Genomic DNA, 25616 nt, shown 5'->3' with positions numbered 1-25616 from the left:
GCGGGCCATCGTATCAGCGGCAAAGTTCGCTGGATTGCACTTCGCCATTGTTGGTGACGGTTTTTGTGGTGAAATTATAGCATCCGTCTTTGTCTGATGGCGTGTAGCGGATGTAATAGTCTTCGCCTTTGTATGTGTAATCCATGCTGCGTGCGCCATTTTCATCTTGCGTGAACACAAGATCGTCGACGCCGCCTTGCGGGGGGCGGCCTGCCTCTACACCGCCACCGGTTGACACTTCAAGCGGGCGGACTCGTGGCAGGGCGTCGATGTCAGGCACTTCACCCATCAAACATTGCACAATATAAGGCGCTTCAGCAGACGTGTGATAGCGATAGCCAAAGGTGTCATCGCTTTGCCCGTTACAAATATCAAGATCGCCCTCAGCGACTTGTGTGCCATCTGGGTTGTTGTCGCCATAAATCGGAAAGCCGTCAAAAGCCCAGCCGATGATGGCGTCGTCGCCAGCATTCGCCATCTGATCAATCATGCAGGTCGGTTTGGCGTGATAGTGATAATCATCGCCGCGTCCTGCGTGACCGCCGCAGACGTCAAGTTGTTGGGTTTGCAGGGTGTCGTGCTGGGCTTGGTGATGTGCCAGGTCGGCTTGTGACATTTCACCGCCTGCTGTGTAATCGTAGATCGGCACGCCATTGACCGCGACCCCCAGCGCAGCGTCGCGCGTGATTGGTGTGCTGCCCATGGTCGTAAATAGAATGATCGGGGCGGCGTATTCTGCGGGGACCGGCACCTGTTCATTGGTGCCCACGATCCCCGTCATTACATCATGATCAGGATAGGTATCTGACGAAATGAATGCATGAGTATCATCGCAGGTAACCGTGACGCTGTCCCCAAATCCCGCCTCTGCCACAGAGGTTGCGACTGTGTCACAGTGATCCTCATGGGCCGATGCAGCCGATGCGGCGCAAAGGGCGATTGTGGTGATCAGGGATGTTTTCAAAAGGTGAGGCATCGTTTTTCCAATCGAGGGGGCTAAGCTGCATGCGTTTGTATCAGCTTATACGTGCGGCCCCTAAATTTCCGTCGCAAAAATTTAGGGGGCCAATCTGACAATCGTTCCCCCTTAGGCGTCAGAATACTTGGAGTTTTGCCCATTCGCCCCCATATTTAACTCAATGGCGAAATATTCATAAAGGAAGCCCCATGAGCTTTGTTAAAACATTGGCCACTTTGGCCGTCGGATTCGCGGCCGCTAAGGGCGTCACCAAGGTCAAGGAAATGGGCGGGATGGACGGCGTGCGTGACGCGCTGCGCAAGGCCGGCGATGAGGGCGGCTTGGCAGATCAAGCGGGCCAGATGGCCGAAAAATTCGGTGTCCCTGGTGGTGCAGAGGCCATTCGCAAAATGATGAGCACTTTTGGCGGTCAGGCGGCTGATGCCTCTGAGGCGACAGAAGCGGGCCTTGGATCGCTGTTTGCGGCCATGGGCGGTGCGGCTGCCGCCGGTGCTGGCGGTTTGTCTGATATGTTTGGGGCTGTGACGCAAGGCACGCCGATGGGGGATGCTGCGGAAGAGCATGCCAAGCTAATGATCCGTGCGATGATCATGGCTGCCAAATCAGATGGCGAAATCGATGCAGAAGAGCGGACCAAGATTTTGGATCACCTGACAGACGCCTCGAAAGACGAGATCGATTTCGTGCAAGGTGAATTGGACGCCCCAGTTGATCCCGTGGCCTTGGCCAAGGACGCGACCGAGGACACCAAAAGCAAAGTCTATTCTGCCGCTTTGATGGCGATTTCTGTCGATACGGATGCGGAAAAAACATTCTTGAACGCTTTGGCCGCCGCCTTGCAAATAGACGCAGCCAAGCAAACCGAGATTCACCAGTCGATGGGTAAACCTGCGCTGTAAGTTACGGATATTGAAACGTCAAAAAAGGGCGGTCCTGTACACAGGCTCGCCCTTTCGTTTGCAGTTTATGCGCGTCGCGATTCTTGGCGCAACAAATAGGCCGATGCCCCGACGATCAATAAAGACCCCAGCCACATCGACCCTGGGGGCACAAAGCCAAAAGCCAAAATGCCAAAGCCCACGTTGAGTGGCAGTTTGAGATGATCAAAGGGCTGTAAATAGGCCGCATCCGCGACACTATACGCCTTGGCGATTGCGTATTGGGCGAGGGCGGTCAAAAGCCCCGCCACCAGTATCACAAGCCCCGCAAGATCAAATCCAAGTGCGAGGTTGCTTATGCCTGCATCGCCATTCAAGGCCAGCGCCAAATTGACGGGTGTGAGAAGCAGCAAAAGGTACACTGTGAGGCTTTCCGGACTTTCCGTCGTGCTCATGTATTTGGTCAACAAAGATGTCAGCGCCCAAAATACTGCCGCGCCCACGGGATACAGTGCATAGGGTGAAAAATCTTCGGCCCAAGGTGCCAAAATAATCATGCCGCCGATGAAGCCAGTGGTAACCGCCCCCCAGCGTTCGGCTGTGTTTTTTTCCCCCAAGAATACTCCAGCGCCAAGGGTGACGAAAAACGGGGATAACATGATCAAAGCGATAGCCTGCCAAATCGGCACATGGGCGAGCCCTGTGATCCAAAGCTGCACTCGGATAGCCGAGGACGCGACTCGCAAAAAATGCAGTGTGAAAGCGCCAGTGCGCATGGCTTTGATGCCATGTCGGACGACCCAAGGCACGGAAAACAAGAAAGCGATAAAATATTGCCAAAAGGCCAAACGGGTCGGAGCGATTCCCTGAACCATCGTGCCAAATTGGCCCAAAAGATTGATCACGGCGAATATAATGCCGGCGAGAACCATCAAAGCGGCCCCCAATTGCGCAGGGGTAAGGCGTGCCTTTTGGAAGGCTGTTGCTTTGTGTATTTGGCGAGTCATGCGATGTCCTTTCATTTGCGCATAACTCAAGGCAAACAGGACAACTGGGCGTATAGCGCCCGTATTAAAGGCACTTTACACCTGTTTCCCGCTCTCTTTCATCCGGACTATGACCGTCGGCTCCGGAATCACACCGGATCTGCTGACCCAAGACTTGGCAAAACCAGCCTTGGCGCTCGCGGGCTTGATCTGCTCTGATCGACCAGAATTGACCTTACCGCCGGTGGGGAATTGCACCCCGCCCTGAGAACGTTGCGACCCCTATGGTCGCGCCTGAGAATCTATGTCATAGAGACGCCAAGAGCAATGCATTGTGCGCTGTGGGGCCTCCACGATGTGCAATGTTTGTTTGGCCATACCGGCCACGCTTGTTTTTTTGTTGCGACCCCATTGACTCGAGGGCGCAACACTTTAAAAGGCAGGCTTCAAGGATTCCACGGGGTGTCACGCGCAAGTGCCCGACTGACCCGTTGTACGTAAGACTGGAGACATAAAAATGGCTAAGCCAACCACAATCAAAATCCGTCTGAACTCGACAGCAGACACGGGCCACTTTTATGTGACCAAGAAAAACGCACGTACCATGACCGAAAAGATGGTCATGAAAAAGTACGACCCGGTTGTGCGCAAGCATGTTGAGTACAAAGAAGGCAAAATCAAGTAAGCCTGATTTGAACGACAAAATGCAAAAGCCGCGCAAACCACCAAGGTTCGCGCGGTTTTTCTTTATTTAAGATTGCTCTCGCGGACCTCCCCCAAATCACGACGCACAAGCGTGACACAGGAGACCCCGATATGTGTTTATTACAAGAACGCCCTTTGAGCGAAAACGATAGTCTTAGCCTATCTACAAAACCGAGAAATGTTCTACCTCCTTTTGTCGTGCGCACAGCCACGCCTGCTGATGCCTTGGCTATCGATGGCTTGATCGCGGCCAGTTATGGCGCGTTGATGCGGCCCGTTTATCATGATGACATTCTATCACGTGCTCTGCCGCGTTTGATGCGCACCGCGCCAAGTTTACTGTCTGGCGGCAGCTATTTTGTGGCTGATGCCGGTGGTGCGCTTTTGGGGGCAGGGGGCTGGTCGCAAGCCACCCCATTTGGCGGCGTAGGCCCGGCAACCAACGGACATATGCGCCGTGTAGCGGTCTTGCCGCATGTGATCAGGTCTGGCGTTGGTTCTTTGATTGTCGATCACGCATTGGCACATGCTCGCACGCAGGGTGTGGAAAGTATGTTTTGCCTGTCCACATTGGCGGCCGAAGATTTTTACAAAGCCAAAGGGTTCGATGCGACAGGCGAGGTGGAATTGACGCTCGAACCTGGCCTCTACTTGCCCGCCATTCAAATGCGCCGCGCATTAAATTGATATGCTGCGGGGCAATCACTGCCGAGTAGGCACAAAAAAGGCCGGTCATAAGACCGGCCTATATCAAATCTATTGCATCGAACCTTAGTTGCGATTGCCCAGAAGGTTCAGCAAGAACATGAACATGTTGATAAAGTCGAGGTAGAGGTTCAACGCGCCCATGATCGCTGATTTTGCAAGCCATGTTGAGTCCATCGCATGCGCATGTGCAATATAGTCGTTTTTGATTTTTTGCGTGTCAAAAGCAGTGAGGCCCGCAAAGATCAAAACGCCGATGACCGAAATCGCAAAGCTCAAAACGCCTGAGCCCAAGAAAATATTGACGATGGAGGCCACGATCAAACCGATCAAGCCCATCATCAAGAATGTGCCCATGCCGGACAGGTCTTTTTTGGTTGTGTAACCAAAGATAGACAGACCTGCGAAGGAAATGGATGTCACAAGAAAGGTCTGCGTGATGGACATGCCGGTGTAGACCAAGAAGATCGAGCTGATGGAAACGCCCATCAAGGCTGCGAAAGCGTAAAAGAACGTTTGCGCGCCAGCGGCAGACAAGCGGTTCACGGCTGCACCAAAGGCAAAGACCATTCCGAGAGGGGCAAGCATTACGACCCATTTAAGGGGGGATGTGTAAAGTGCTTGGCCAAGGCCGGTCAGATACTGACCTTCGCGGAACATGAGTTCCGTCGGTGTCGATGTTACAGCCAAATTTGCAATGGCCCAAGCGGCCAAGGCCGTGATCAAAAGACCCACAGACATTGTGCCGTAAACTTTGTTCATGTGGGTGCGAAGCCCCGCATCGATTTGGGCGGATGAGCGGGCGCCAATGCCTGCATCAATCGTTCTGTAGTCAGCCATTAACTGTCTCCTGTGAGATTTAAAACGTTACTCCAAGCCGACTGCTTGGTTTCCAAATCAATATTGGCGTGCTGTCGGTGCTTTTCAAGACTTAAGCGCGATTTTCAAGCGTATTAATCGTAAAAAGACCACGCCTTTGTGCGAGGCGCGGTCTGGATCGCTGATGGTTCGGGGACAATGATTCCAATCAGGCGATATTGGTGAGATGTAATGTGGTTTATTTCATCCAGTGTTGCGGAACATCCCAAGCTGGACGTTCAGATTCGTATTCGGCTTGCGCGCGTGTGATGCCGATGTCTGACAGGATGCTATCATCAAGATCTGCCAATGCTTTGCGTTGACGTGCCACTGCGCGCGCTTGGATCACGCGGGACAACAGGGATTTGGCGGGGCGGGCGCGAGATGCGCGCTGAAGCGTCAATGTTAGCATGGCTTTACTTTCCTATTTGTGATGTTTCACTATCTACGTATCATTCATGTTGATGTGTTTCGCCGATTTGCTATGATAAGTAAAATGAATGATTGTTGATTGATGCATCACGGAGATTGATATGGCGCGAAATTTGGATCTGACGGCTCTGCGGTCTTTTGTGGCTGTGGCCGATTGCGGCGGTGTCACGCGTGCGGCAGGATTTTTAAATCTCACGCAGTCTGCCGTGTCGATGCAACTTAAACGCCTTGAGGAAAGTCTTGATCTTAAGCTGCTTGATCGTACGGCGCGCACCATTGCTTTGACCGCCAACGGCGAACAGCTGTTGTCCTATGCGCGCCGGATGCTGGATTTGAACGACGAAGTGTTCGGGCGTCTGACAGCGCAAGAGTTTGAAGGCGAAATCACTTTGGGGGTGCCGCATGATATTGTTTACCCCTCGATTCCACAGGTGTTGCAGCAATTCAATCATGCCTACCCACGGATGCGGGTGCATCTGGTGTCGTCTTTCACGCTGAAATTGAAAGAGATGTTGGCCAAAGGCGAGGCGGATTTGATTTTAACCACCGAAGACACTTTGGACACAGGGGGCGAGACTTTGGTCGAATTGCCACTGGTTTGGGTCGGAGCGATCAATGGCGTTGCTTGGCGTCAACGGCCTTTGCGACTGGCGTTCGAACACAAGTGTTTGTTCCGCAAGGGCGTGCAAAAGGCGTTGGATGATGCGGGTATTCCGTGGCAAATGGCGATCGAAAGCGATCAGTCGCGCACGATTGAGGCCTCTGTTTCCGCTGATTTGGCCGTCCATGCTATGCTGGTTGGCTCGACTCCACCACAATCAGAGACCGTTCAACATGGCGGGGCCTTGCCCGAGCTGCAAAGCAAACAGGTCAATCTATACAGTTCAGACATGGCGCGAGGCCAAGCCTTTAACGCGCTCAGGGATTTGCTGCGCGCTTCCTATGATATGCGTCTCACCGCGCGCGGTCTGGCGGCTCAGTAAAATTTGGGTGATAGCGGCACAGAGGCTACGGGGTGATGATGACTTTGCCTGCCGCTTGGCGATTGGCCAGTAAAGCAAGGCCATCGGCGGCGCGATCCAAAGGCAAACGGTGTGAAATATGCGGAGTGATTTTGCCCACTGCCGCCCAGTCAAACAGCTGGCCCAGAGACGCTGTGACAATTTCGGGCGCAAAGTCAAAGTAAGCGCCCCAGTAAAACCCGATCACGGTGATGTTTTTGACCAGCATATGATTGGGCTTGAGTGTTGGCTGATCACCACCGGCAAAGCCGATCAACAGGATGCGCCCATCGGGGTTGGTTGCGCGAAAGCAGGCCTCGAACAGATCGCCGCCAACAGCGTCATAGACAACATCGGCGCCACCAAGCGCTTTGATTTTGTCGCGTAAGTCTGGATCAGTTGCATCTATCACATGGTCTGCTCCAGCAGCGCGCGCGACCTCACGTTTGGCATCGCCGCGTGCGATGGCAATCACCTCGGCCCCAAGTAACTTTCCAAGTTCGACAGCTGTTAAACCAACGCCCCCCGCAGCCCCTGTGACAACAAGGCGTTCGCCCGGCTGTAGGCGCGCTTTATACGTCAAAGCCATGTGCGAGGTGCCGTAAGCAATCTGCAAAGCTGCTGCATCGTCATAGGATAAGGCGTCAGGCAATAGGATGCAGCGCTGCGTTGCTGCGACCGCCAAATCCGCAAGACCGCCTTGTCCTGTATAGGCTGACACGCGCGAACCAATCTCGAGATGTTTAGGCGCGTCGATGCCCAAGGCGATGATCTCGCCCGCGAATTCCATTCCTAAAGTAAATGGCACTTCGGGCGAGTCCTGATATTGGCCTGAGCACATCAACAGGTCAGCAAAATTCAAACCGCAAGCACGCACTTTCACAAGTGCTTCCTGCCTTTGAGGGAGAGGGGCATTAAGTGACACCAATTTTGGGGGCGTGTCGATTGCGACGACTTGATATGCGGATGTGCGTTTTGACATGACGCAATGCTATCCGAATATCACAGGAAATGCACAAGTTGAATTGACGCATTTTAAGATTTGTGCACTGCATCAATAGGTTGCTTTTCACAAAATATATTCGCAAAATGCAAAGGTTCTTGGGCGTTCGCGCTGAGGTTTAGTCGAAAAATCGATTTTAGCAACAATATTAATTATTAAGCTTTAGCGGAAATGTGATAAATGTTATTTTTTATCATATAGTTATGTTTTTATTCTTCTGGCCTATCCAAAAAGACAGGTTGAGGAATGTCACGAGTCAGAGGAACTCTGTTACACACGCATAGGTTATTTTGTGTACCTCAGCAAGGAGCGGTTAGTATGAAACATCCGGTGGATGTACATGTAGGAAAGCGCGTTCGCCATCGGCGTTGGATGGTCGGGATGACGCAACAACAGCTTGCCGAAAAGGTGGGCATCAAGTTTCAGCAGATTCAAAAATATGAAACTGGCATGAATCGTGTTTCGGCGTCTCGTCTTTGGGATATCTCAGAAGCCTTGGGTGTGCCCGTCGCATTTTTCTTTGAAGGTGTAGATGTTACTGCAACCACAGATGTCGTCGCATCAGGATCAGTTCCTGCGGATATCCTTGCAGACAAAGAAGCGCTTGAACTGGTGCGGTCTTACTATTCTATTCCAGAAAACCAACGCCGTCGTTTGTTCGAATTGGCTCGGGTTTTATCCGACGTAGCATGACGTAAGTGGCAGCTTGCCAAGTGTAACTGTCGATCAATACGATGTCTTTCAATGGTCCCGATGCCACTTATGGCACGGGACCTTTGCATATCTTAGTTCAGGTTTTGTCTCACATTTCTAGTACTAGGTCTTGCGTCTTGACGCATCGCGCCTGAGTGTTTACCGCAAAGGTCTAGGCTGGCGCGTGATGGCCTTTGAGGTTTTCACCGTATCAGACAGTCCGCGCCGCGCAGATCAAAACACAAAAGGATGTGTTCTCGGTATGACGCAGTTAAAAATTGACGCAGAGCAACAAGCAAGCCTCATCGCAACCGCACATGCCGCAGCCGACGCTGCGCGCGCGATGACGTTGCAGTATTTCCGCGGCACATCTTTGGGCACCGAATCAAAACTAGCGGCTGGCTTTGATCCTGTCACAGTGGCTGATCGCGGCGCCGAAGAGATCATGCGCAAAGTTATCAGCGAGATGCGCCCCGATGATGCCATTCATGGCGAAGAGTTCGGCCCCAAAGAGGGGACATCTGGCCTGACATGGGTTTTGGATCCTATTGACGGGACGCGGGGCTTTATTTCTGGCACACCCACCTGGGGTGTTTTGATTGCCTGTCGCGGTGAGGCAGGCGTGCATCTCGGTGTGATTGATCAGCCCTATATTGGCGAACGCTTTTTCGGTGGCTTCGGTGTCGCTGAGGTTGTGGGGCCTCATGGGGTAAAACCGCTCGGAGTCCGCAAAGACGTGGCTTTGAGCGACGCTATAATTTTCACCACATTCCCTGAAGTTGGCACGCCGGCAGACCGCAGGGGCTTTGAAAACGTGGCGAATAAGTGCAAACTGACACGGTACGGTATGGATTGTTATGCCTATGCGCTTTTGGCAGCAGGCCAGATCGATCTTGTGATCGAAGCGGGTTTGCAACCCTATGATATTTTGGGGCCGATCGGTGTGATCGAGGCCGCTGGGGGCGTGGTAACGGACTGGCAAGGAAAGTCTGCGAAAAACGGTGGACGTGTCGTGGCTGCTGGATCTCAGGCCTTGTTGTCCGAGGCTTTGGATCTGTTGAAAGACGCGTAGCCTCAAATATTGGTTGGTATGTGGCGTTCAAAAAAGGCGAGGTGAAAAGCAGTAGATGCATCCATGTTTTATCATCCGTGGCGCAGACGTTCTTATCACAATGGACGACACGCGCAGAGAGATTAAAGGCGGTGATGTCTTGGTGCGCGATGGCGTGATCGAAGCTGTCGGTAGCTCGCTCTATGATGATGATGCTCAAATTATCGATGCGCGCGGCTGCGTTGTCACGCCGGGCTTGGTCAATACACACCACCATCTGTTCCAAACCCTGACCCGTGCCGTGCCTGAGGCGCAAAATGCGTTGCTGTTTGGTTGGTTGCAAAAACTCTATCCGATCTGGGCGAAGTTTACGCCGGATCACATACGCGTCTCAGCCATGGTTGGTTTGGCTGAACTGGCTTTTTCGGGCTGCTCTCTGACATCCGATCATCTGTATCTCTATCCCAACGGATCGCGTCTTGAGGATACGATAGATGCAGCCAATCAAGTGGGCTTGCGCTTGCACGCAATGCGCGGCGCGATGAGCATCGGCGAAAGTGATGGCGGATTGCCCCCTGACAGTTTGGTTGAGCGCGAAGAGGACATCTTAAACGACAGTTCGCGCGTGATTGATGCGTTTCACGATCCAAATCCAGGCGCGATGATCCGTGTCGGTGTGGCACCTTGTTCGCCGTTTTCCGTCAGTCAAGATTTGATGCGCAATGCCGCGATTTTGGCGCGTGATAAGGGCGTGATGATGCACACGCATTTGGCGGAAAACGATGAAGATATCGCCTATTCGCTGAAAGCGTTTGGATGTCGACCGGGCCAATACGCACAAGATTTGGGATGGGTTGGACCTGACGTTTGGCATGCCCATTGCGTCAAACTGGATGTCTCGGAAATAGAGCTATTTGCCAAAACAGGCACAGGCGTGGCCCATTGCCCTTGTTCAAATTGCAGGCTTGGATCGGGCATCGCCCCTGTGCGCGCGATGCGTGATGCGGGTGTGCCTGTGGGGCTTGGGGTTGATGGGTCGGCCTCAAATGACGCCAGCAATCTTGTGTCCGAGGCGCGCCAAGCCATGCTGTTGCAGCGGGTGATGAACGGCGCGGATAAAATGAGCCCCCGTGAGGCGCTGGAAATTGCCACACGCGGCGGTGCCCAGGTCTTAGGCCGTGACGATGTAGGGCAAATCGCTGTGGGAATGCGCGCAGATATTGCTGTCTGGGATGTGTCTGATATCGAATCTTCTGGCAGTTGGGATCCGGCCGCTTTGTTGCTGGCGGGGCCAACGCAGGTCAAACATCTGTTCGTTGACGGTAAGTCCATTGTAAAAGACGGTTGGCTCACGACGATGGATATGGGGCGCCTGTTGCAAGAGCAATCCAGATTGGTGCGTGGTCTGATGGACACTTAAAGCATCAATGGCGCAGTTGATAAATTTACGAGGAACCAAATCGATGTTGAAAAAAACACTCATGGGATTGTGCGCAGCACTGTCTTTGACCGCTTGCCAAAGTCAAACCGGCGTGGGGTTTGCGCAACCAGTGCCCGTGCAGGTCGGCGGTGTGAATACCGCTGTTGCGGCCGAGGGGGAAGTATTGGCAGCCGTCAATGCTGAGCGTGCGAGCTACGGCTTGCAGCCTTTGGTCTACAACGGCCTGCTGACCCGCGCCGCGCGCGCGCATGTGGAGGATATGGTGCGCACGGGCATTTTCTCTCACACGGGCTCTAACGGTGGCACGGCAGCTGATCGTGCGCGGCACGTCGGATATCAGTATTGTATCGTGGGTGAAAATATTTCGATGGGGCATGCATCTATCCAAGCCGCAGTGCAGGGCTGGATGGCCTCAAAAGGTCACCGTGATAACATTTTGAACCGCAGATTTAACGAGATCGGCATCGGGATTGGCGAAGGTGGGCGTTACGTCACCGACTTTGGCAGCCGCTGCTAGACAGGCGTGTTAGGTGGGGCGCATCGCCCGCCCCATCACATAGGTTTCGACAATAGCCCGATCATCCCCCATCATGATGGTCGGGAAAATTGCTTCCCAGACGTCTGTAGATCGCCGCGCGCGTTGAGCGATGGCGGGGGTCGAGGCCAAATCGATCACCGTCAAATCGGCTTCAAGCCCGACAGCAATGCTGCCGATCTGGTGCTCTTGATGCAGGGATTCGGATGATCCGCGTGTGGCGAGCCACAATAGCTGAGCAGGGTGCAAGGCCGTGCCGCGCAATTGGCCGATTTCATAACTTGCCGCCATGGTGCGTAACATCGAAAAACTCGACCCACCGCCTGTGTCCGTGGCGAGGCCCACACGCAGCCTGTCAGCTTTGCGCGCGGCCATGTCAAACAGACCTGAGCCGATAAACGTGTTGGACGTGGGGCAATGGATTAGCGAGCTGCCAGTGTCTTGCAGGCGGGCGATTTCGCGCGGCTCTAGGTAAATCGCGTGGCCAAACAAAGCGCCTTTTCCGATCAGGCCGAATTGTTCGTAGGTGTCTAAATAGTCGCGCGCCTTGGGGTATAGAGACTTGACCCAAGCGACTTCGTCGGTCTGTTCACTCAAATGGGTTTGCATCAAGCAACTGGGGTTCTCAGCCCATAAGGCACCGAGTGCTTCAAGCTGCTCAGGCGTCGAGGTTGGCGAGAATCGTGGCGTGATCGCATAGGTGGCGCGGGCTTTCTGGTGCCAGCGTTCAATCAGTGCTTTCGATTGATCATAGGCCGTCTGTGCCGTGTCGCGCAGGCCTTCGGGGGCTGTGTCACGGTCCATGCAGGTTTTACCCGCAATAATGCGCATTCCGCGTGCCTCACCCGCTTCAAACAGGGCCTCTACAGATTCGGGGTGAATGGTGCAAAAGGATGTGACGGTGGTCGTGCCATTGCTGAGCAGAAAATCCAAGTAAAGTGCTGCGATCTCGCGGGCATAGGCAGCATCGTGAAACCGCTGTTCTTCGGGGAATGTATAGGTGTTGAGCCAGTCAATCAGCCGCTTGCCCCATGAGGTGATGATCCCTGTTTGCGGGTAATGTGCATGAGCATCGACAAACCCCGGCGTGATCAGGGCGTCACCATGGTCAATCACGGGCAAATCGGGGAGCTTGGCGCGCAAGGCCGCTAGATCCGCGATGTCTTTGATGCGCCCATCCGCGATCTGCAGCGCAGCCGCGCGCACCGTGACGGCCTCGGTCGGCGGCATCACAAATGGATCGCCGTGAAATGATAGGATTTGGCCTGCGATGATGCAGTCTTTTTGGGCATGAGGGATCATAGAAGGCTCCGATCTGTGTTGCTGCAGTTTAGGGTGATGATTTTCGAAGGTAAATCGATCTTGCCTCTGTTTCTCTGGGCCATCGTGACGTAAAGTCTGTAAAACAGGCACCTTAAAAGACCGCGAGCACATTATGGTCGAAGAGACAACACCCGAGACACAAAACGACCCCCATGACGAGGATGCCTATGTACTAGCGCCGCGCCTGTTGTCGTCGATTATTTTTGCGCTGGAAACTCAGGACCAAGCGCAACTTGTCGCGCTGATGGAACCGCTGCACGCGGCCGACATCGCCGATATTTTGGAGCAGGTGAACGCCTTTGATCGTCGACGGATCATCGAATTGTACGGGCGCGAGCTTGACGGTGAGATTCTATCGGAAATCGATGATGGTATCCGCGAAGAAGTCATCGCCCTTATGCGGCCAGAGGTCTTGGCAGACGCTGTACGTGATTTGGATTCGGATGATGTTGTCGATCTGATCGAAGATCTTGAAGAAGGGGCGCAAGAAACCATTCTGGCCTCTCTTGAGGACGCAGATCGTGTCGCCGTCGAGCAATCTTTGTCCTACCCTGAGTTCTCGGCAGGGCGTTTGATGCAGCGCGAGGTGGTGATGGGGCCTGAACACTGGACTGTTGGCCAAGCCATTGACTACATGCGCGAAGCCGAAGGATTGCCAGAAGATTTCTATCATATGGTGATCACTGATCCTTTGTTGCATCCTATCGGTCATGTGACTTTGGGTAAAATTTTGGGCGCGCCACGGGCGCAAAAACTGAATGATATTTTAGAGCCGGGGTTTCGTACCTTTCGCGTTGACGAGAGCGAATCCGATGTGGCCTATGCGTTCAACCAATACCATATGATTTCAGCACCTGTCGTGGATGAAGACGACCGTTTGATCGGCGTAATCACCATCGATGATGCGATGAACGTGCTTGATGAAGAACATGAAGAAGACATTCTGCGTCTGGCGGGGGTCGGTGAGGGCACCTTGACTGACCGCGTTTTTGATACGGTCAAACAGCGCTTGCCTTGGCTGGGGGTGAACCTGTTGACGGCCATCATGGCGTCATTGGTCATTGCTCAGTTCGAAGGGACAATCACGGCTCTGGTCGCCTTGGCTGTGTTGATGCCCATCGTGGCTTCCATGGGCGGCAACGCCGGTACACAAGCCCTGACCGTGGCAGTGCGCGCCATCGCCACACGCGACTTGACTGGTGCTAACGTCTGGCGGGTTATCCGTCGTGAAGTGTTGGTGGGCTTTGTGAACGGGCTTATATTCGCCGTTATCATGGGGGTGGTCGGTCTTGTTTGGTTCGGATCTCTGGCGCTGGGCGGTGTTATTGCCGTGGCCATGGTGATCAATTTGGTGGTTGCGGGACTTGCTGGTATAGGTGTGCCTGTCGTGCTTGAGCGGATCGGGGTCGATCCTGCTTTGGCCTCTGGCGCGTTTGTAACCACTGTGACGGATATCGTCGGTTTTTTCGCGTTCCTTGGGCTGGCTGCGACATTTTTGTTGTAGGCTGCGAAAGGGTTTGAGCATTGAGTGATGTGAGCGTCGATCTGAAAGCGATAGCACGCAAACGTGCGCTGGCGCAGCGCGAAGTTGTTCATACGCGCGACCGGTGTCATACGGGGGTAGCATCACAGCTTTTGGCGACGTTTTTGGTGCCGCATTACGGTAAAGTGATCGCAGGCTATATGCCGATCAAATCGGAAATCGATCCGCTGGCTGCGATGCGTACGTTATCTGAGCATGGCCCTGTCGCAGTGCCAATTGTCGAAGCTAAAGCGGCACCGTTGCGGTTTGACCTATGGGCACCTGACACAGAGATGATTCCCGGTGCATTTGGGGCATCGGTGCCCAAGCGTTCTGTACCTGTCGTGCCGGATGTGCTGATCGTGCCGCTTGTGGCATTCAATCGCGCGGGGCATCGATTGGGCTATGGTGGCGGGTTTTATGATCGCACCTTGGCCAAATTGCGTGCCGAGCGCGATATTCTTGCCGTTGGATTTGCCTATAGCGGGCAAGAAATGGCGGATTTTCCGACGTCGCGCTATGATGTGCCATTGAACGCAATTGTCACCGAGAACGAAGTTTTCACCCTTTGACACGCGACTGTGCCTGTCTGTCCGTCACGCAGGGCTTGCGTTTGGGGGGCAAGGGCAGGTAAGTCGTGGCCATGAAAATCCTATTTCTCGGCGATATCGTCGGTCGCGCGGGGCGCGATGCGGTGATCCAGCGGCTTCCCACTTTGCGTAAAGAGTGGAAGCTCGATTTTATTGTGGTCAATGGTGAAAACTGCACCAATGGCATGGGGCTGTCTGCGGATCACGCCCGATTGTTGTTGGACGCAGGTGTTGATTGTTTGACCCTTGGCGATCACTCATTTGATCAACGCGACATGATGCAATTTTGCGAAACGGAAACGCGGATTATTCGTCCGATAAATTTCGCCAAAACCGCCCCTGGGCGTGGCATGCGCATCTTTGAAGATGCTCGTGGGCGTCGTATTTTGGTCGCGCAAATATTGGGTCAGGTGTTCATGAAACGCGCCTTTGATGATCCGTTTTCAGCGCTTGACGAGGTTTTCATGCGTCACAAATTGGGTGGTCAAATTCAAGCCGCTTTGATCGATGTGCATTGCGAAGCCACATCTGAGAAAATGGCCATGGGGCATTTTTGCGATGGCAAAGCCTCTGTCGTGGTCGGCACGCATACACATGTGTGTACCGGCGACGCACAGATCTTGCCGGGCGGTACGGCTTACTTGACGGATGCAGGCATGTGCGGCGATTACAATTCGGTGATTGGCATGGACAAAGCCGAACCTTTACGCCGCTTCATCACTGGCATGTCGAAGGGACGTTTCGAGCCGGCAAAAGGCGAGGCAACCCTATCAGGTGTTTATGTCGAAACCGATGATCGCACAGGCTTGGCCACGCGAGTGAAACAAATTCGTCATGGCGGACGGTTGGAACAAAGCCATCCATAGCGGTGATCTTTCGACCGGACTTTGTGACTTTTCTCACCGTTTTGCTGGCTCGGGCCTCATAAGGGCATTTTGCCGCTTGTAGTGTCTTTGCATCCGCGTCCATTATGGACAATATGTGCAATTGGATATTGAGGCGGCATGGAGATTTTTCATTTTGATCCGATGACACAAGCCATTGTGTCCTTGGTGGTGGTCGGTTTCATGTTCGTGCTGTTTGTGCGCGAGGTTTTTCCGACTGAGGTGGTGGCCTTGGCTGGCGCTGCTTTGATGATTGTCTTTGGCATCTTGCCTTATGACGCAGGTCTGGCCGTTTTGTCTAACCCAGCGCCTTGGACCATCGCCGCGATGTTTGTTGTCATGGGCGCATTGGTGCGCACTGGCGGGTTGGAATGGTTCACGCGTCTTGCTGGGCTGCATGCAGAAAAACGCCCTTCTTTGTCTATCGCGATGCTTTTGGGCGTAGTTGTGATTCTATCGGCCTTTGTGGCCAACACGCCTGTTGTGGTTGTGATGATCCCAGTCTTTGTTCAACTGAGTTCCAAGTTGGGAGTGTCTGCGTCTAAGCTTTTGATCCCATTGTCTTATGCCGCTATTATGGGCGGCACGATGACGTTGATCGGTACATCGACAAACTTGCTTGTTGATGGTGTCGCGCGCGCCGAAGGGCTTGAGCCGTTCACAATTTTTGAGGTCTCTATCTTAGGGATGATCATCGTCGTTTGGGGCATGATCTATCTGTATTTTATCGGGCGGCATATATTGCCGGAACGCGACAGTTTGGCCAATATGCTCAGCGGTTCGCGCGCCAAGATGAAGTTTTTCACCGAAGCCATCGTACCCCCCGATAGCAACTTGATCGGGCGCGAGGTTTTGGATGTCCAGTTGTTTAAGCGCGAAGGTGTGCGGTTGATTGACGTCGTGCGCGGGGACAATTCGCTGCGTCACGCGTTGAATGGTGTCGTTCTAGAGGTCGGAGATCGCATCATTTTGCGCTCAAAAATCTCAGAACTTTTGAGCCTGCAACGCGATAAATCGCTTAAGCGGGTTGATCAGGTTTCTGCCGTTGAAACCACCACCGTTGAGACCTTGATCACGCCGGGCTGTAAAATGGTCGGACGTTCACTGACCTCGATGCGATTGCGTCGTCGTTACGGGATTTACGTTTTGGCTGTGCATCGGCGCAATCAAAATGTCGGCCAAAAGATCAATGATCTTGTCGTGCGCGTCGGGGACACATTGCTGATTGAGGGCGCGCCTGCGGATATTCAAAGGCTCGCGTCTGATATGGATTTGGGCGATGTGTCCAAACCGACGGAACGCGCTTATCATCGGTCCCATGCGCCGATTGCACTGATTGCGATGTTTTCGATCGTGATTTTGGCCGCGCTTGGTGTGGCTCCGATTTTGATGCTGTCTGTGGTGTCCGTCGCTGTCGTTTTGGTGACGCGCTGTATCGACGCCGAAGAAGCGTTTTCTTTTGTCGACATTCGCCTGCTGACATTAATCTTTTCGATGTTGGCCGTGGGGGCTTCGCTTCAGGCCTCAGGTGCTGTCACGATGATTGTCGGATGGGTTGCACCTTTGCTTGACGGCTTGCCGATCTTCTTTGTTATTTGGGCCGTCTATTTGATGACTTCTGTGTTGACCGAACTGGTGTCTAACAATGCGGTGGCGGTGGTTGTCACGCCGATTGCCATCGCTTTGGGACATCAAATGGGGCTTGATCCACGCGGTCTTGTTGTGGCTGTCATGGTGGCTGCCTCTGCCAGTTTTGCCACGCCAATCGGCTATCAAACCAACACTATGGTTTATGGTCCAGGTGGGTACAAGTTCACCGATTACATGAAGGTGGGCATTCCGTTGAACCTTTCAATCGGCTTGCTGGCCTCAGCTGTGATCCCGTTTTTGTGGCCACTTTAAGCAGAATTACAGCCCCTTTGCACATTTAGACTGCCCCCGTGGCCTTGCAGGTCAGGGGCTGCATCGCCTATACGGGTGCAAAGCTGAAATTCTAGTGCGGAGGCTCCTCATGGCAGGCCACTCAAAATGGGCAAACATCCAACACCGTAAAGGTCGTCAGGACAAAATACGCTCGAAACTCTTTTCTAAGCTGGCCAAGGAAATCACCGTGGCTGCCAAAATGGGTGACCCTGATCCCGATAAAAACCCGCGTTTGCGTATGGCTGTGAAAGAGGCGAAATCTGTTTCTGTGCCTAAAGACGTGATTGATCGCGCGATCAAAAAAGCCATTGGCGGCGATGCAGAAAACTACGACGAAATCCGTTACGAGGGCTACGGTCCAAATGGTGTTGCTGTGATTGTGGAAACCATGACAGACAATCGCAATCGCACCGCCTCAACCGTGCGCTCCACGTTTTCTAAAAACGGTGGCAACCTTGGTGAGACCGGTTCTGTTGGCTTTATGTTCGACCGCAAAGGTTCGATCACTTACCCCGCATCCGTTGGCGATGCCGACACCGTGATGATGGCGGCGATTGAGGCGGGTGCGGAAGATGTCGAAAGCACAGAAGAGGGTCACGTGATCACCTGTGAAGGCACAGACCTGCACGAAGTTTCAACAGCGCTTGAGGCTGAATTGGGCGAATCTGAAAGCACCAAGTTGATCTGGCAGCCAAATATCCAAACCGAACTTGATCTTGAAGGCATGGAAAAGTTGATGAAGCTTGTCGATGCTTTGGAAGATGATGACGACGTGCAAACGGTCACCACGAATTTTGAGGCCTCTGACGAGGTTATGGCACAGCTCGGCTAAGCCTTGCTTTCTTTTTAGTTCAAAGCCCTGCCGGTTTTCCGCGCGGGGCTTTTTTATGACTGGACCAGCGCAGCACGTGCAGCCTTGCGCACAGAGGCCGTTAATCCGCGTAAAGGTGTTTTGACCGCGCGTGAGACATGCCAATATAAATCGATGTCCAGCGGCGTGTCTGGGATCAGCTCGCACAGTTGCCCTTTGGCCTGTGCCGCTTGAAAAGAGTGTTCAGGGTTTAAGCCCCAGCCCAGCCCTACAATCGCGCCATCTAAAAACGCTTGTGTTGACGGTAGGCGGTGATGGGGCAGGGCGAGCTTGCGCCCTATGTGGCGTTCCACCCAAGTGTCTTGTAATTGATCTTTCGCGCTGTAGATCATCGCCGGTGCGGCGCTCAGGCTGTGTGCCGTGATCCCCTGTTGGAAGTGTTTGGCCGCAAAGTCGGGCGATGCGGTGGCGCGGTAACGTTGCGCGCCCAAAGCAAAGCTGTCACAGCCCGCAATCGGACCCGCGTGCGACGAGACTGCTGCGGCGACTTCACCACGTTTGAGCCAATCCCCAGCTGTATCTTGATCATCGATTTCCAGATCAAACATCAAGCCCTCAACAGGGGCGAGCGCATCGACGAACCATGTGGCAAGACTGTCGGCGTTCACGGCAATACGCACGGTTTTCGGGGTCGCAGCGTTTGGAAAGATATCTTGCGATAGCTCGGCTTCCAACAGTCCGACATCTTCGGCGTGCCGCGCCAAACGTTTGCCGATATCTGTACCTGTGCAGGGCGTGCCGCGTATCACCAAGGCGCATCCGTGACGTTCTTCAAGTGCTTTGATGCGTTGTGAAATCGCTGATGGCGTTACCCCAAGCATCTTGGCCGCATGATCAAAAGACCCGCCACGCAAAACGGCTGCGAGAGCGTCGAGGCTTGCATAATCTAGCATTAGAGTTCCTTCATCTGTATTAGCAATATTTACTATCACTAACTTTTATGGCGCGCTAGACAGTCGGCGAAGCGAAGGAATACACCATGTACGCAGCCATCACCGGATTTATCACAGGCCTGTCTTTGATCGTAGCAATTGGCAGTCAAAATGCCTTTGTTTTGCGCCAAGGTCTGCGGCGTGCGCATGTTTTGCCTGTCGTCATGATCTGCGTGCTGTCTGATGCGATTCTTATTTGCATCGGCGTCTTTGCATCATCTTGGATCGCTACTGCGATGCCTTTGGCTTTGCCGGTGATGCGTTGGGGCGGGGTGGTGTTTTTGACGGTCTATGGCGGGCTTGCGTTGCGTTCTGCGTGGCGCGGTGGACAACATTTGATGCCTGCTGGGGGCGCCAACCAATCTTTGGCGGCTGCGCTTTCCACCTGTTTGATGCTGACATGGCTGAATCCGCATGTTTACTTGGATACTGTGGTGCTTTTGGGCGCGATTTCGACTGAATTTGGTAGCTCGTCTGGCCTGTTTGCATTTGGCGCTGTGACGGGATCGACAGTGTTCTTTTTTGCGCTTGGCTTTGGTGCGCGTTTGCTTGCGCCGCTTTTTGCCAAAGAGATGTCGTGGCGGGTTTTGGACGGGGCCATCTGCCTGATCATGTGGTCCATAGCATTAAATTTGAGTGTTAGCGCCTAAGGTCACTTGTGCTTTTGGGGGCAAAGGCAGATGTTCGCCGAATGACAGAATCTGCACAATCCAGACCCCTCGCAGGCATCCTTTGGATGTCGATCACCACCATCAGTTTCGTCACGATGAATGTCTTGATCAAATACGTGGGCACAGGGTTGCCCGTGGTTCAAGTCGCTTTTTTGCGCTTTGTCTTGGGATTGGTGTTTTTGATACCAATGATCAAAATGGTCCGCTCTGTGGTCTACACGCGCGAAATCGTCGGCTTGATGGTGGGGCGTGGTGTGATCCATACGATCGCTGTGTTGTTGTGGTTCTATGCGATGACGCGTATTCCCATCGCCGAAGTTACCGCAATGAACTTTATGAACCCGATTTATGTCACAATTGGCGCGGTGTTTTTCTTTCGTGAAAAAATCGCAGCGCCGCGCATTATCGCGTTGATTGTTGCTGTTATTGGCGGGCTTGTCGTATTGCGCCCTGGGTTTCGTGAGCTTGATCCCGGCCATATCGCGATGATGTTTACACCGATCGCGGGCGCGGGAAGTTATCTGTTCGCCAATGCCTTGTCGCGCCGCGTGCCGGCCACAGTTGTCGTCTTTATGCTGTCGACAATTGTGCCGCTGCTGCTGTTGCCTTTGGTCATTCCTGTTTGGCAAACGCCGACATTTCTTGAACTTGTGTTGCTGTTCTGTACATCCTTTTTCGCCACGTTGGCGCATTACTGTATGACACGCGCGTTTGCCTGTGCGCCGCAGTCTGTCATTCAGCCTGTTTCGTTTTTGCAGTTGCTTTGGGCCACAGTGTTTGGTGCGGCTTTGTTCGGTGAAGGCTTTGATAGCTTTGTGATCTTCGGCGGTCTTATGATCATGGCTTCGGTCACATTCATTACGATTCGTGAAGCCCGCACCAAAAGTCGCATGGAATCAGCAAAAGCGCTTCATTAAACGTTTCTCGGGTTGATCCCAATCAAGGTCTGGCGGTCTGAAATGCTGGATAGTTGGGCCAAGAATGGATCAAAAGGAGACGCCCCCATGTCCAATACGCCACACGAATTGTCCGCTGATTTTCCCGAACTTGCAGATAAAATCTCTGCGTTGAAAACCTCTAACGCGCATTTCGCACGTCAGATGGAAGAGTACCATGAGCTTAACCGCGAAGTGCACCGCGCTGAGACGGATGTTGAGCCCATGGATGATCTGGCTCAGGCGGAATTGCGTAAAAAACGCATGGCTTTGAAAGACGCGTTGTATCAGATGCTCATCGCGACGGCCTAAGGTACGCCGAATGGGCGATGTGATACCAAATTAATGAGAGCATGTTAACCGTACAGTAAGATGTCCCTTGCGCTTGTTCTTGTTTTACCCCACATACTGAGGTGTGAGATGGGGTATTATACAATATGCTGTGGTCTTTTCGGCCGTGGTGGGGCTCGGTGTGGCTTTTCCTTCTGTGAAAACAGGCGGGTTAGAGGCTGCGCAATCCCCAAATGTTGCGGTCTCTGGACCTCAAAATGGTGTGCCTCAAAGCAACGAACCTCGATTTACCGGCGCAGCACGTATTATTGATGGAGACACGCTCGCATTGGGCGAAGTTAAAATTCGTCTTCATGGGATTGACGCACCTGAAATTGCGCAAACCTGTAGTGACATGCACGGTGCCATTTGGACCTGCGGGCAGTGGTCGAAAGCGGCGCTTGAGCGGCTTGCGACAGGCACTATCACTTGTGTGCAAAAAGACATCGATCGCTATGGGCGCATTGTTGGGACGTGTTTCGCCCAAGGCGTCGATGTGAATGCTGCGATGGTTGCCAAGGGCGCTGCCTTTGCCTATGCGCAATACTCTCGTGATTACGTCAGCCATGAAGTCCAAGCGCGCCGTATGGCTGTTGGTATGTGGCGGTCTGGGGTTCAGGCGCCATCTGAGTATCGTAGCGACAAACGGGCCGCGACACAGGCGCGACAAGCGGCAGCAGAGACCCCAAGCCCAAAGGGCTGCACCATCAAGGGCAACATTTCAAAATCGGGGCGCTTGTACCACCTACCGGGGTCACGCTGGTATGATGGCACGCGGATCAATGAAGGGCAGGGCGAGCGGTGGTTTTGTTCCGAAAAAGATGCGAAGTCCGCAGGCTGGCGTGCGGCGCGCAGCTAAGCCCTTTGGTGTGGCGATTGTTCATATCTTACTGTTTTATAATCATATTTTTGATAATTTTCAGACCCGTCTGCAAAAAATTACGTTAAGAAATGAGTGGGATATGAAAAGAAGTTCACATTAATTGCACAAAGCCTCTTGTGTCTGCCTAATGCATTCGGTAAATCGCCCTCACCGGGTCGTTAGCTCAGTTGGTAGAGCGCTTCGTTTACACCGAAGATGTCGGGAGTTCGAGCCTCTCACGACCCACCATTCCCCCTTTGTTTTATAATCTATCCACATTGCGTCAGGCACTCTGCTTGTCTTTAGCTTCTGTTGTGGCGCCAGTATTTGAGGGCGAACATTTTTTTTACAAACCAACTCACATTTCGTGCATATGGCGCTTGACGCGCAGCCCGTCGAGCCATAGAACGCCACAACGTCTCGGCGGTAACGTCGAAATGGTAGCGAGCGGTTGTAGCTCAGTTGGTTAGAGTACCGGCCTGTCACGCCGGGGGTCGCGGGTTCGAGTCCCGTCAACCGCGCCACGCTACCTTGTCTCTTATGAGGCGCCTCGAAGTGAGGCAGGAAATAGCCGAAAGGCAATGCGCGGTTGTAGCTCAGTTGGTTAGAGTACCGGCCTGTCACGCCGGGGGTCGCGGGTTCGAGTCCCGTCAACCGCGCCATTTTCCATTCTATTCATGATGTCAATATGTTGTTGAATGGTTATGGCCGCCCTTTTGGGGGCTACGCCAAAGGGCTCAAGCCCCATTCAATCAATTGAATAGGGCAGGGTGCCGCGTTTGTCAGGGTCAATGGTCAGTGCGCGCTCCAAGGGTGGTACAGATCTCTGGTGGCAATTTTTGCGTTCGCAAATGCGACATGAAATGCCAATGGGTTCATAGGCATTCGGGTTTTTCACATCCAAATCATCGGCATAGACCAAATCGGACGCGTGACTTATTTCGCAGCCCAGTCCAACCGCATATCGCCGCACCGGCGCATGAAACGACCCACCAGATTTAGACACATCACGCGCAATCGAAAGATAGCGCACGCCATCGGGTGTCTCAGCCAGCTGACGCAAGAATCGCCCCGGTGTCTCAAAGGCTTGGTGTACATTCCACAAGGGGCAGGCTCCGCCGTAGCGCGCGAATTGCAGCCGTGTGGACGAGTGCCGCTTGGTGATGGTGCCGGCTTGATCCACGCGCACGAAATAGAATGGGATGCCCTTTGCGCCAACGCGTTGCAGTGTGGACAGGCGATGCCCGACTTGTTCGATCGACGCTCCAAAGCGGTCGCCAAGCATTTCTAGATCGTGACGTGTTTCACCTGCTGCCGCGAGAAAATCAGCGTAGGGCAATAAGGCCGCGCCCGCAAAGTAATTGGCCAGACCGATGCGCGCAATTTTACGCGCGTCTTCGGTGTGAAAGCGCGCCAAATCCAATGTTGCATCTAGCAAATCATTCTGCGTTAGCAACGCCAATTGGTGAAGAGTTTGAAAGCTTTGCGTGGCCTTTGATGTGCGTGCGCAGAGCGATAGTATGCCGCGCTCTTTGTCGAAATGGCGCACGTTGTCTGAATTGTAGCGGACGTGGATGCCTTGCGATTGCAATACGTCAATTGCGGCCGCTGCCGCGTCGCGCGCTTTGCCGTTGGGGCAGGCAAAATGTTCCGCCGCGCGGTCAATGGAATCAATGTAATTGTCGCAATAGTGAAAGAAATCACGGACCTCTTCCCACGGCGACGGGCGCGCGGGGCTGTCATCGCGCCCCAAGGCATCATCGAGTGAAGCCAATCGCTCTGAGCCTTGTTTGTAGGCGCTGTGCAGCTTTAGAAATGCTCGCGCGAGTGCGGGCGCGTTGCTTGCGGCTAAGCGTAAATCAGCCAAAGGTGGTGCGCCGTCGGAAAAAACCGGATCGGCCAGCGCCTCGCGCATATCTGTGACCATGCGTTCGGCGTCCCCTGTCGACAGCTCAGTCACGTCAAAGCCGAATTCTTGTGCCAAGGCCAAAACAACGCCTGTAGATACAGGTCGATTGTTGTTTTCCATTTGGTTGAGGTAAGGCAAAGACACTCCGAGCTTTTCCGCAAACGCCCGTTGGGTCAGCCCCAAACGGGTGCGCGTTTCGCGTAGCTTTGCGCCAGCGTAGAGTTTCTGCTGAGCCATGGAACCTCACATATTTGCATCTTTGCGTATGTCTAGCATCGCTTTTGCAAACCTTGTGCGCAAGGGGGAGTCTTTGGTTGGTGGTGCGACTTATGCACGCTTTCAGTCTGTGCTGTGCGAGAGGCCTTGCTTTACAGGCTCAAGGTGCGCTCCCTGTGGATGACCCAAAGGATCGCGATGATGCTCAGTAGGGACACTATCATCATAATCATCAACAGCGGTAGGATACCGTGATCCACGGACATAAATGTTCCCGCAAAAGCGGATAAGGCTGCGCCGCCTCCGATGATCATTGCGCCACCAAGGCCCGCGGCTGTGCCCGTCAGTTTAGGGCGTACAGACATGGATCCAGTGATGGCGTTGGGCATCGTCAAGCCGTTGCCAAAGCCAAGCGGAACCATGGGAGCAAAGAACCAAAAGACGGTGATGTGGTCAGTGTAAACCAACAAGGCGCATAGGGCTATGCCAGCGAAGGTGATCAAAGTGCCGATGAGGCACATCTTGTTCATGCCAATACGCACCGAGTAGCGTGCGGAAAGAAAGTTTCCAAAAAAGTATCCGATGGCGGGCGCACCGATCCCCATGCCGAGGGCGGCTTCAGAGATGCCAAAAATCTGCACGCCAACAAACGGCGCGCCGCCCAAAAAGGCAAAGAACGCACCAGAGGCAAGGGCGGAACACAGTGCGTATCCCAAAAATCTCTGTGATGTCAGTAGGTCAGGGAAGCCTTTTGCCATATCAAGAAACGATCCGCTGGATGTCGGCGCGGTTTCCCCCATGTCGAAATAAATTAACGCAAGCAAAGCTAAGCCTGACATCAACAGCAACCAAAATGTGCTTTCCCAGCCAAAAGCCATGGCCAAAAAACCGCCAACTGTCGGCGCGACCATTGGCACCAAAGACATGCCCATGGTCACATAGGCCATCATCTTGGCGGCTATTGCGCCGGGATAGACATCACGCACAACTGCGCGTGATAGTACCATCGCCGTGACGACGCCCGCTTGTGCGCCGCGCAGGATCAAAAACGCCTGAATTGTGGTGGCCTGCATCGCGGCATAGGTCGCAATGATAAACAAAAATACGCCAATAAGGGCGACAGGGCGCCTGCCAAAACGGTCTGACATCGGTCCAACAACAAGTTGCAACGCCGCGTTCATGCCCATGAAGACGCCAATGGACAACTGCATATACACATAATTCGTATCGAAATATTCGGTCATTTCTGGCAGGGCGGGCAAAAATACGTTCATCGTCATGGCGGAAATTCCAGCCATGAGTACCAATGTCAGAATGTGCGGCGGTGTGGTCCGGTCTAAAAAACGGATTTTTGAATGTGTGTTCATCGGCTCACCATAGA

At 53.4% G+C, this 25616-nt stretch carries 26 protein-coding genes, 3 tRNA genes and 1 riboswitch; of the genes, 20 read left to right on the top strand and 9 right to left on the bottom strand.

The features are described from left to right. Window positions 1–13: 13 nt before the first annotated feature. Window positions 14–976: a YHYH protein gene (locus KO497_RS18115; protein ID WP_215945368.1), complete on the bottom strand. Its 963-nt coding sequence runs from the start codon at window positions 974–976 to the stop codon at window positions 14–16. 191 nt (window positions 977–1167) lie between these two features. On the opposite strand from KO497_RS18115, the gene KO497_RS18110 reads away from it, so the two are divergent. Next, window positions 1168–1878 (top strand): DUF533 domain-containing protein, encoded by a 711-nt coding sequence (locus KO497_RS18110; RefSeq protein WP_215945367.1) that lies wholly within the window; start codon window positions 1168–1170, stop codon window positions 1876–1878. Window positions 1879–1943: 65 nt separating this feature from the next. Here the strand turns inward: KO497_RS18110 and KO497_RS18105 are convergent, their stop codons facing one another. After that, window positions 1944–2864: a DMT family transporter gene (locus KO497_RS18105; RefSeq protein ID WP_215945366.1), complete on the bottom strand. Its 921-nt coding sequence runs from the start codon at window positions 2862–2864 to the stop codon at window positions 1944–1946. An 86-nt stretch (window positions 2865–2950) separates the two neighbouring features. After that, window positions 2951–3119: riboswitch (FMN riboswitch) on the bottom strand. A 241-nt stretch (window positions 3120–3360) separates the two neighbouring features. Between KO497_RS18105 and rpmG the strand changes: the two genes are divergently transcribed. Beyond that, on the top strand, window positions 3361–3528 hold the full coding sequence (gene rpmG / locus KO497_RS18100; protein ID WP_085849169.1) for a 50S ribosomal protein L33: 168 nt from the start codon (window positions 3361–3363) through the stop codon (window positions 3526–3528). Between the two features lie 131 nt (window positions 3529–3659). Beyond that, window positions 3660–4235, top strand: coding sequence for a GNAT family N-acetyltransferase (locus tag KO497_RS18095; protein WP_215945365.1), 576 nt, complete (start codon window positions 3660–3662; stop codon window positions 4233–4235). Window positions 4236–4319: 84 nt separating this feature from the next. Here KO497_RS18095 and KO497_RS18090 read toward each other — a convergent pair whose 3' ends face one another. Together KO497_RS18090 and KO497_RS18085 are read right to left on the bottom strand one after the other, a co-directional pair. Next, on the bottom strand, window positions 4320–5093 hold the full coding sequence (locus KO497_RS18090; RefSeq protein ID WP_215945364.1) for a Bax inhibitor-1/YccA family protein: 774 nt from the start codon (window positions 5091–5093) through the stop codon (window positions 4320–4322). A 217-nt stretch (window positions 5094–5310) separates the two neighbouring features. Next, window positions 5311–5523 carry a DUF1127 domain-containing protein gene (locus KO497_RS18085; protein WP_215945363.1) on the bottom strand — a complete coding sequence of 71 codons (213 nt, stop codon included), beginning with the start codon at window positions 5521–5523 and terminating at the stop codon, window positions 5311–5313. A gap of 121 nt (window positions 5524–5644) precedes the next feature. Between KO497_RS18085 and KO497_RS18080 the strand changes: the two genes are divergently transcribed. Beyond that, window positions 5645–6526, top strand: coding sequence for a LysR family transcriptional regulator (locus KO497_RS18080; protein WP_215945362.1), 882 nt, complete (start codon window positions 5645–5647; stop codon window positions 6524–6526). 25 nt (window positions 6527–6551) lie between these two features. On the opposite strand, the gene KO497_RS18075 is transcribed toward KO497_RS18080, so the two are convergent. Further along, complete coding sequence (locus tag KO497_RS18075; protein WP_215945361.1) at window positions 6552–7526, bottom strand: NADPH:quinone oxidoreductase family protein; 975 nt, start codon at window positions 7524–7526, stop codon at window positions 6552–6554. Between the two features lie 339 nt (window positions 7527–7865). On the opposite strand from KO497_RS18075, the gene KO497_RS18070 reads away from it, so the two are divergent. From KO497_RS18070 to KO497_RS18055, 4 genes are all read left to right on the top strand, one after another. Beyond that, on the top strand, window positions 7866–8240 hold the full coding sequence (locus KO497_RS18070) for a helix-turn-helix domain-containing protein (RefSeq protein WP_215945360.1): 375 nt from the start codon (window positions 7866–7868) through the stop codon (window positions 8238–8240). A 262-nt stretch (window positions 8241–8502) separates the two neighbouring features. Further along, on the top strand, window positions 8503–9312 hold the full coding sequence (locus tag KO497_RS18065) for an inositol monophosphatase family protein (protein ID WP_215945359.1): 810 nt from the start codon (window positions 8503–8505) through the stop codon (window positions 9310–9312). Between the two features lie 55 nt (window positions 9313–9367). Further along, window positions 9368–10711 carry an 8-oxoguanine deaminase gene (locus KO497_RS18060; RefSeq protein WP_215945358.1) on the top strand — a complete coding sequence of 448 codons (1344 nt, stop codon included), beginning with the start codon at window positions 9368–9370 and terminating at the stop codon, window positions 10709–10711. A gap of 43 nt (window positions 10712–10754) precedes the next feature. Beyond that, window positions 10755–11249 carry a CAP domain-containing protein gene (locus KO497_RS18055; protein WP_215945357.1) on the top strand — a complete coding sequence of 165 codons (495 nt, stop codon included), beginning with the start codon at window positions 10755–10757 and terminating at the stop codon, window positions 11247–11249. Window positions 11250–11258: 9 nt separating this feature from the next. On the opposite strand, the gene guaD is transcribed toward KO497_RS18055, so the two are convergent. Further along, window positions 11259–12569: a guanine deaminase gene (gene guaD, locus KO497_RS18050; protein ID WP_215945356.1), complete on the bottom strand. Its 1311-nt coding sequence runs from the start codon at window positions 12567–12569 to the stop codon at window positions 11259–11261. A 133-nt stretch (window positions 12570–12702) separates the two neighbouring features. Here guaD and mgtE point away from each other — a divergent pair, with 133 nt between their 5' ends. The 5 genes from mgtE (at window position 12703) to KO497_RS18025 (ending at window position 18341) form a co-directional block, all read left to right on the top strand. After that, a complete protein-coding gene (gene mgtE, locus KO497_RS18045) occupies window positions 12703–14094 on the top strand; it encodes a magnesium transporter (protein ID WP_215945355.1) in 1392 nt (463 codons plus the stop codon). Window positions 14095–14114: 20 nt separating this feature from the next. Continuing rightward, complete coding sequence (locus KO497_RS18040) at window positions 14115–14684, top strand: 5-formyltetrahydrofolate cyclo-ligase (protein WP_252729779.1); 570 nt, start codon at window positions 14115–14117, stop codon at window positions 14682–14684. Between the two features lie 71 nt (window positions 14685–14755). Then, complete coding sequence (locus tag KO497_RS18035) at window positions 14756–15568, top strand: TIGR00282 family metallophosphoesterase (protein WP_215945354.1); 813 nt, start codon at window positions 14756–14758, stop codon at window positions 15566–15568. Window positions 15569–15706: 138 nt separating this feature from the next. Beyond that, window positions 15707–17488: an SLC13 family permease gene (locus KO497_RS18030; RefSeq protein ID WP_215945353.1), complete on the top strand. Its 1782-nt coding sequence runs from the start codon at window positions 15707–15709 to the stop codon at window positions 17486–17488. Between the two features lie 109 nt (window positions 17489–17597). Then, on the top strand, window positions 17598–18341 hold the full coding sequence (locus KO497_RS18025) for a YebC/PmpR family DNA-binding transcriptional regulator (RefSeq protein ID WP_215945352.1): 744 nt from the start codon (window positions 17598–17600) through the stop codon (window positions 18339–18341). Between the two features lie 53 nt (window positions 18342–18394). On the opposite strand, the gene KO497_RS18020 is transcribed toward KO497_RS18025, so the two are convergent. Then, window positions 18395–19273, bottom strand: a complete 879-nt coding sequence (locus tag KO497_RS18020; RefSeq protein WP_215945351.1) for a LysR family transcriptional regulator ArgP — start codon at window positions 19271–19273, stop codon at window positions 18395–18397. A gap of 86 nt (window positions 19274–19359) precedes the next feature. Here KO497_RS18020 and KO497_RS18015 point away from each other — a divergent pair, with 86 nt between their 5' ends. The 7 genes from KO497_RS18015 to KO497_RS17985 all read left to right on the top strand — a co-directional run bounded on the left by KO497_RS18015 (window position 19360) and on the right by KO497_RS17985 (window position 22772). Further along, window positions 19360–19962, top strand: coding sequence for a LysE/ArgO family amino acid transporter (locus KO497_RS18015; protein WP_215945350.1), 603 nt, complete (start codon window positions 19360–19362; stop codon window positions 19960–19962). A gap of 41 nt (window positions 19963–20003) precedes the next feature. Continuing rightward, window positions 20004–20900: a DMT family transporter gene (locus tag KO497_RS18010; RefSeq protein ID WP_215945349.1), complete on the top strand. Its 897-nt coding sequence runs from the start codon at window positions 20004–20006 to the stop codon at window positions 20898–20900. Between the two features lie 87 nt (window positions 20901–20987). Continuing rightward, window positions 20988–21230 carry a YdcH family protein gene (locus KO497_RS18005; RefSeq protein ID WP_215945348.1) on the top strand — a complete coding sequence of 81 codons (243 nt, stop codon included), beginning with the start codon at window positions 20988–20990 and terminating at the stop codon, window positions 21228–21230. Window positions 21231–21390: 160 nt separating this feature from the next. Further along, window positions 21391–22107 (top strand): thermonuclease family protein, encoded by a 717-nt coding sequence (locus tag KO497_RS18000; RefSeq protein WP_354668134.1) that lies wholly within the window; start codon window positions 21391–21393, stop codon window positions 22105–22107. A 176-nt stretch (window positions 22108–22283) separates the two neighbouring features. Then, window positions 22284–22359, top strand: a tRNA-Val gene (locus tag KO497_RS17995). Window positions 22360–22557: 198 nt separating this feature from the next. Further along, a tRNA-Asp gene (locus KO497_RS17990) sits at window positions 22558–22634 on the top strand. Between the two features lie 61 nt (window positions 22635–22695). Next, window positions 22696–22772: transfer RNA gene (locus KO497_RS17985), tRNA-Asp, on the top strand. Window positions 22773–22858: 86 nt separating this feature from the next. Here the strand turns inward: KO497_RS17985 and KO497_RS17980 are convergent. Together KO497_RS17980 and KO497_RS17975 are read right to left on the bottom strand one after the other, a co-directional pair. Continuing rightward, complete coding sequence (locus KO497_RS17980; protein WP_215945347.1) at window positions 22859–24256, bottom strand: helix-turn-helix domain-containing protein; 1398 nt, start codon at window positions 24254–24256, stop codon at window positions 22859–22861. A 131-nt stretch (window positions 24257–24387) separates the two neighbouring features. Then, on the bottom strand, window positions 24388–25602 hold the full coding sequence (locus KO497_RS17975) for a multidrug effflux MFS transporter (protein ID WP_215945346.1): 1215 nt from the start codon (window positions 25600–25602) through the stop codon (window positions 24388–24390). Between the last annotated feature and the right edge of the window lie 14 nt (window positions 25603–25616).

Origin of the sequence: Pacificibacter marinus, from assembly GCF_018860665.1 — a bacterium.
Classification (GTDB): Bacteria; Pseudomonadota; Alphaproteobacteria; order Rhodobacterales; family Rhodobacteraceae; genus Celeribacter; species Celeribacter marinus_A.
This window is presented reverse-complemented; position numbering and strand designations above follow the sequence as displayed.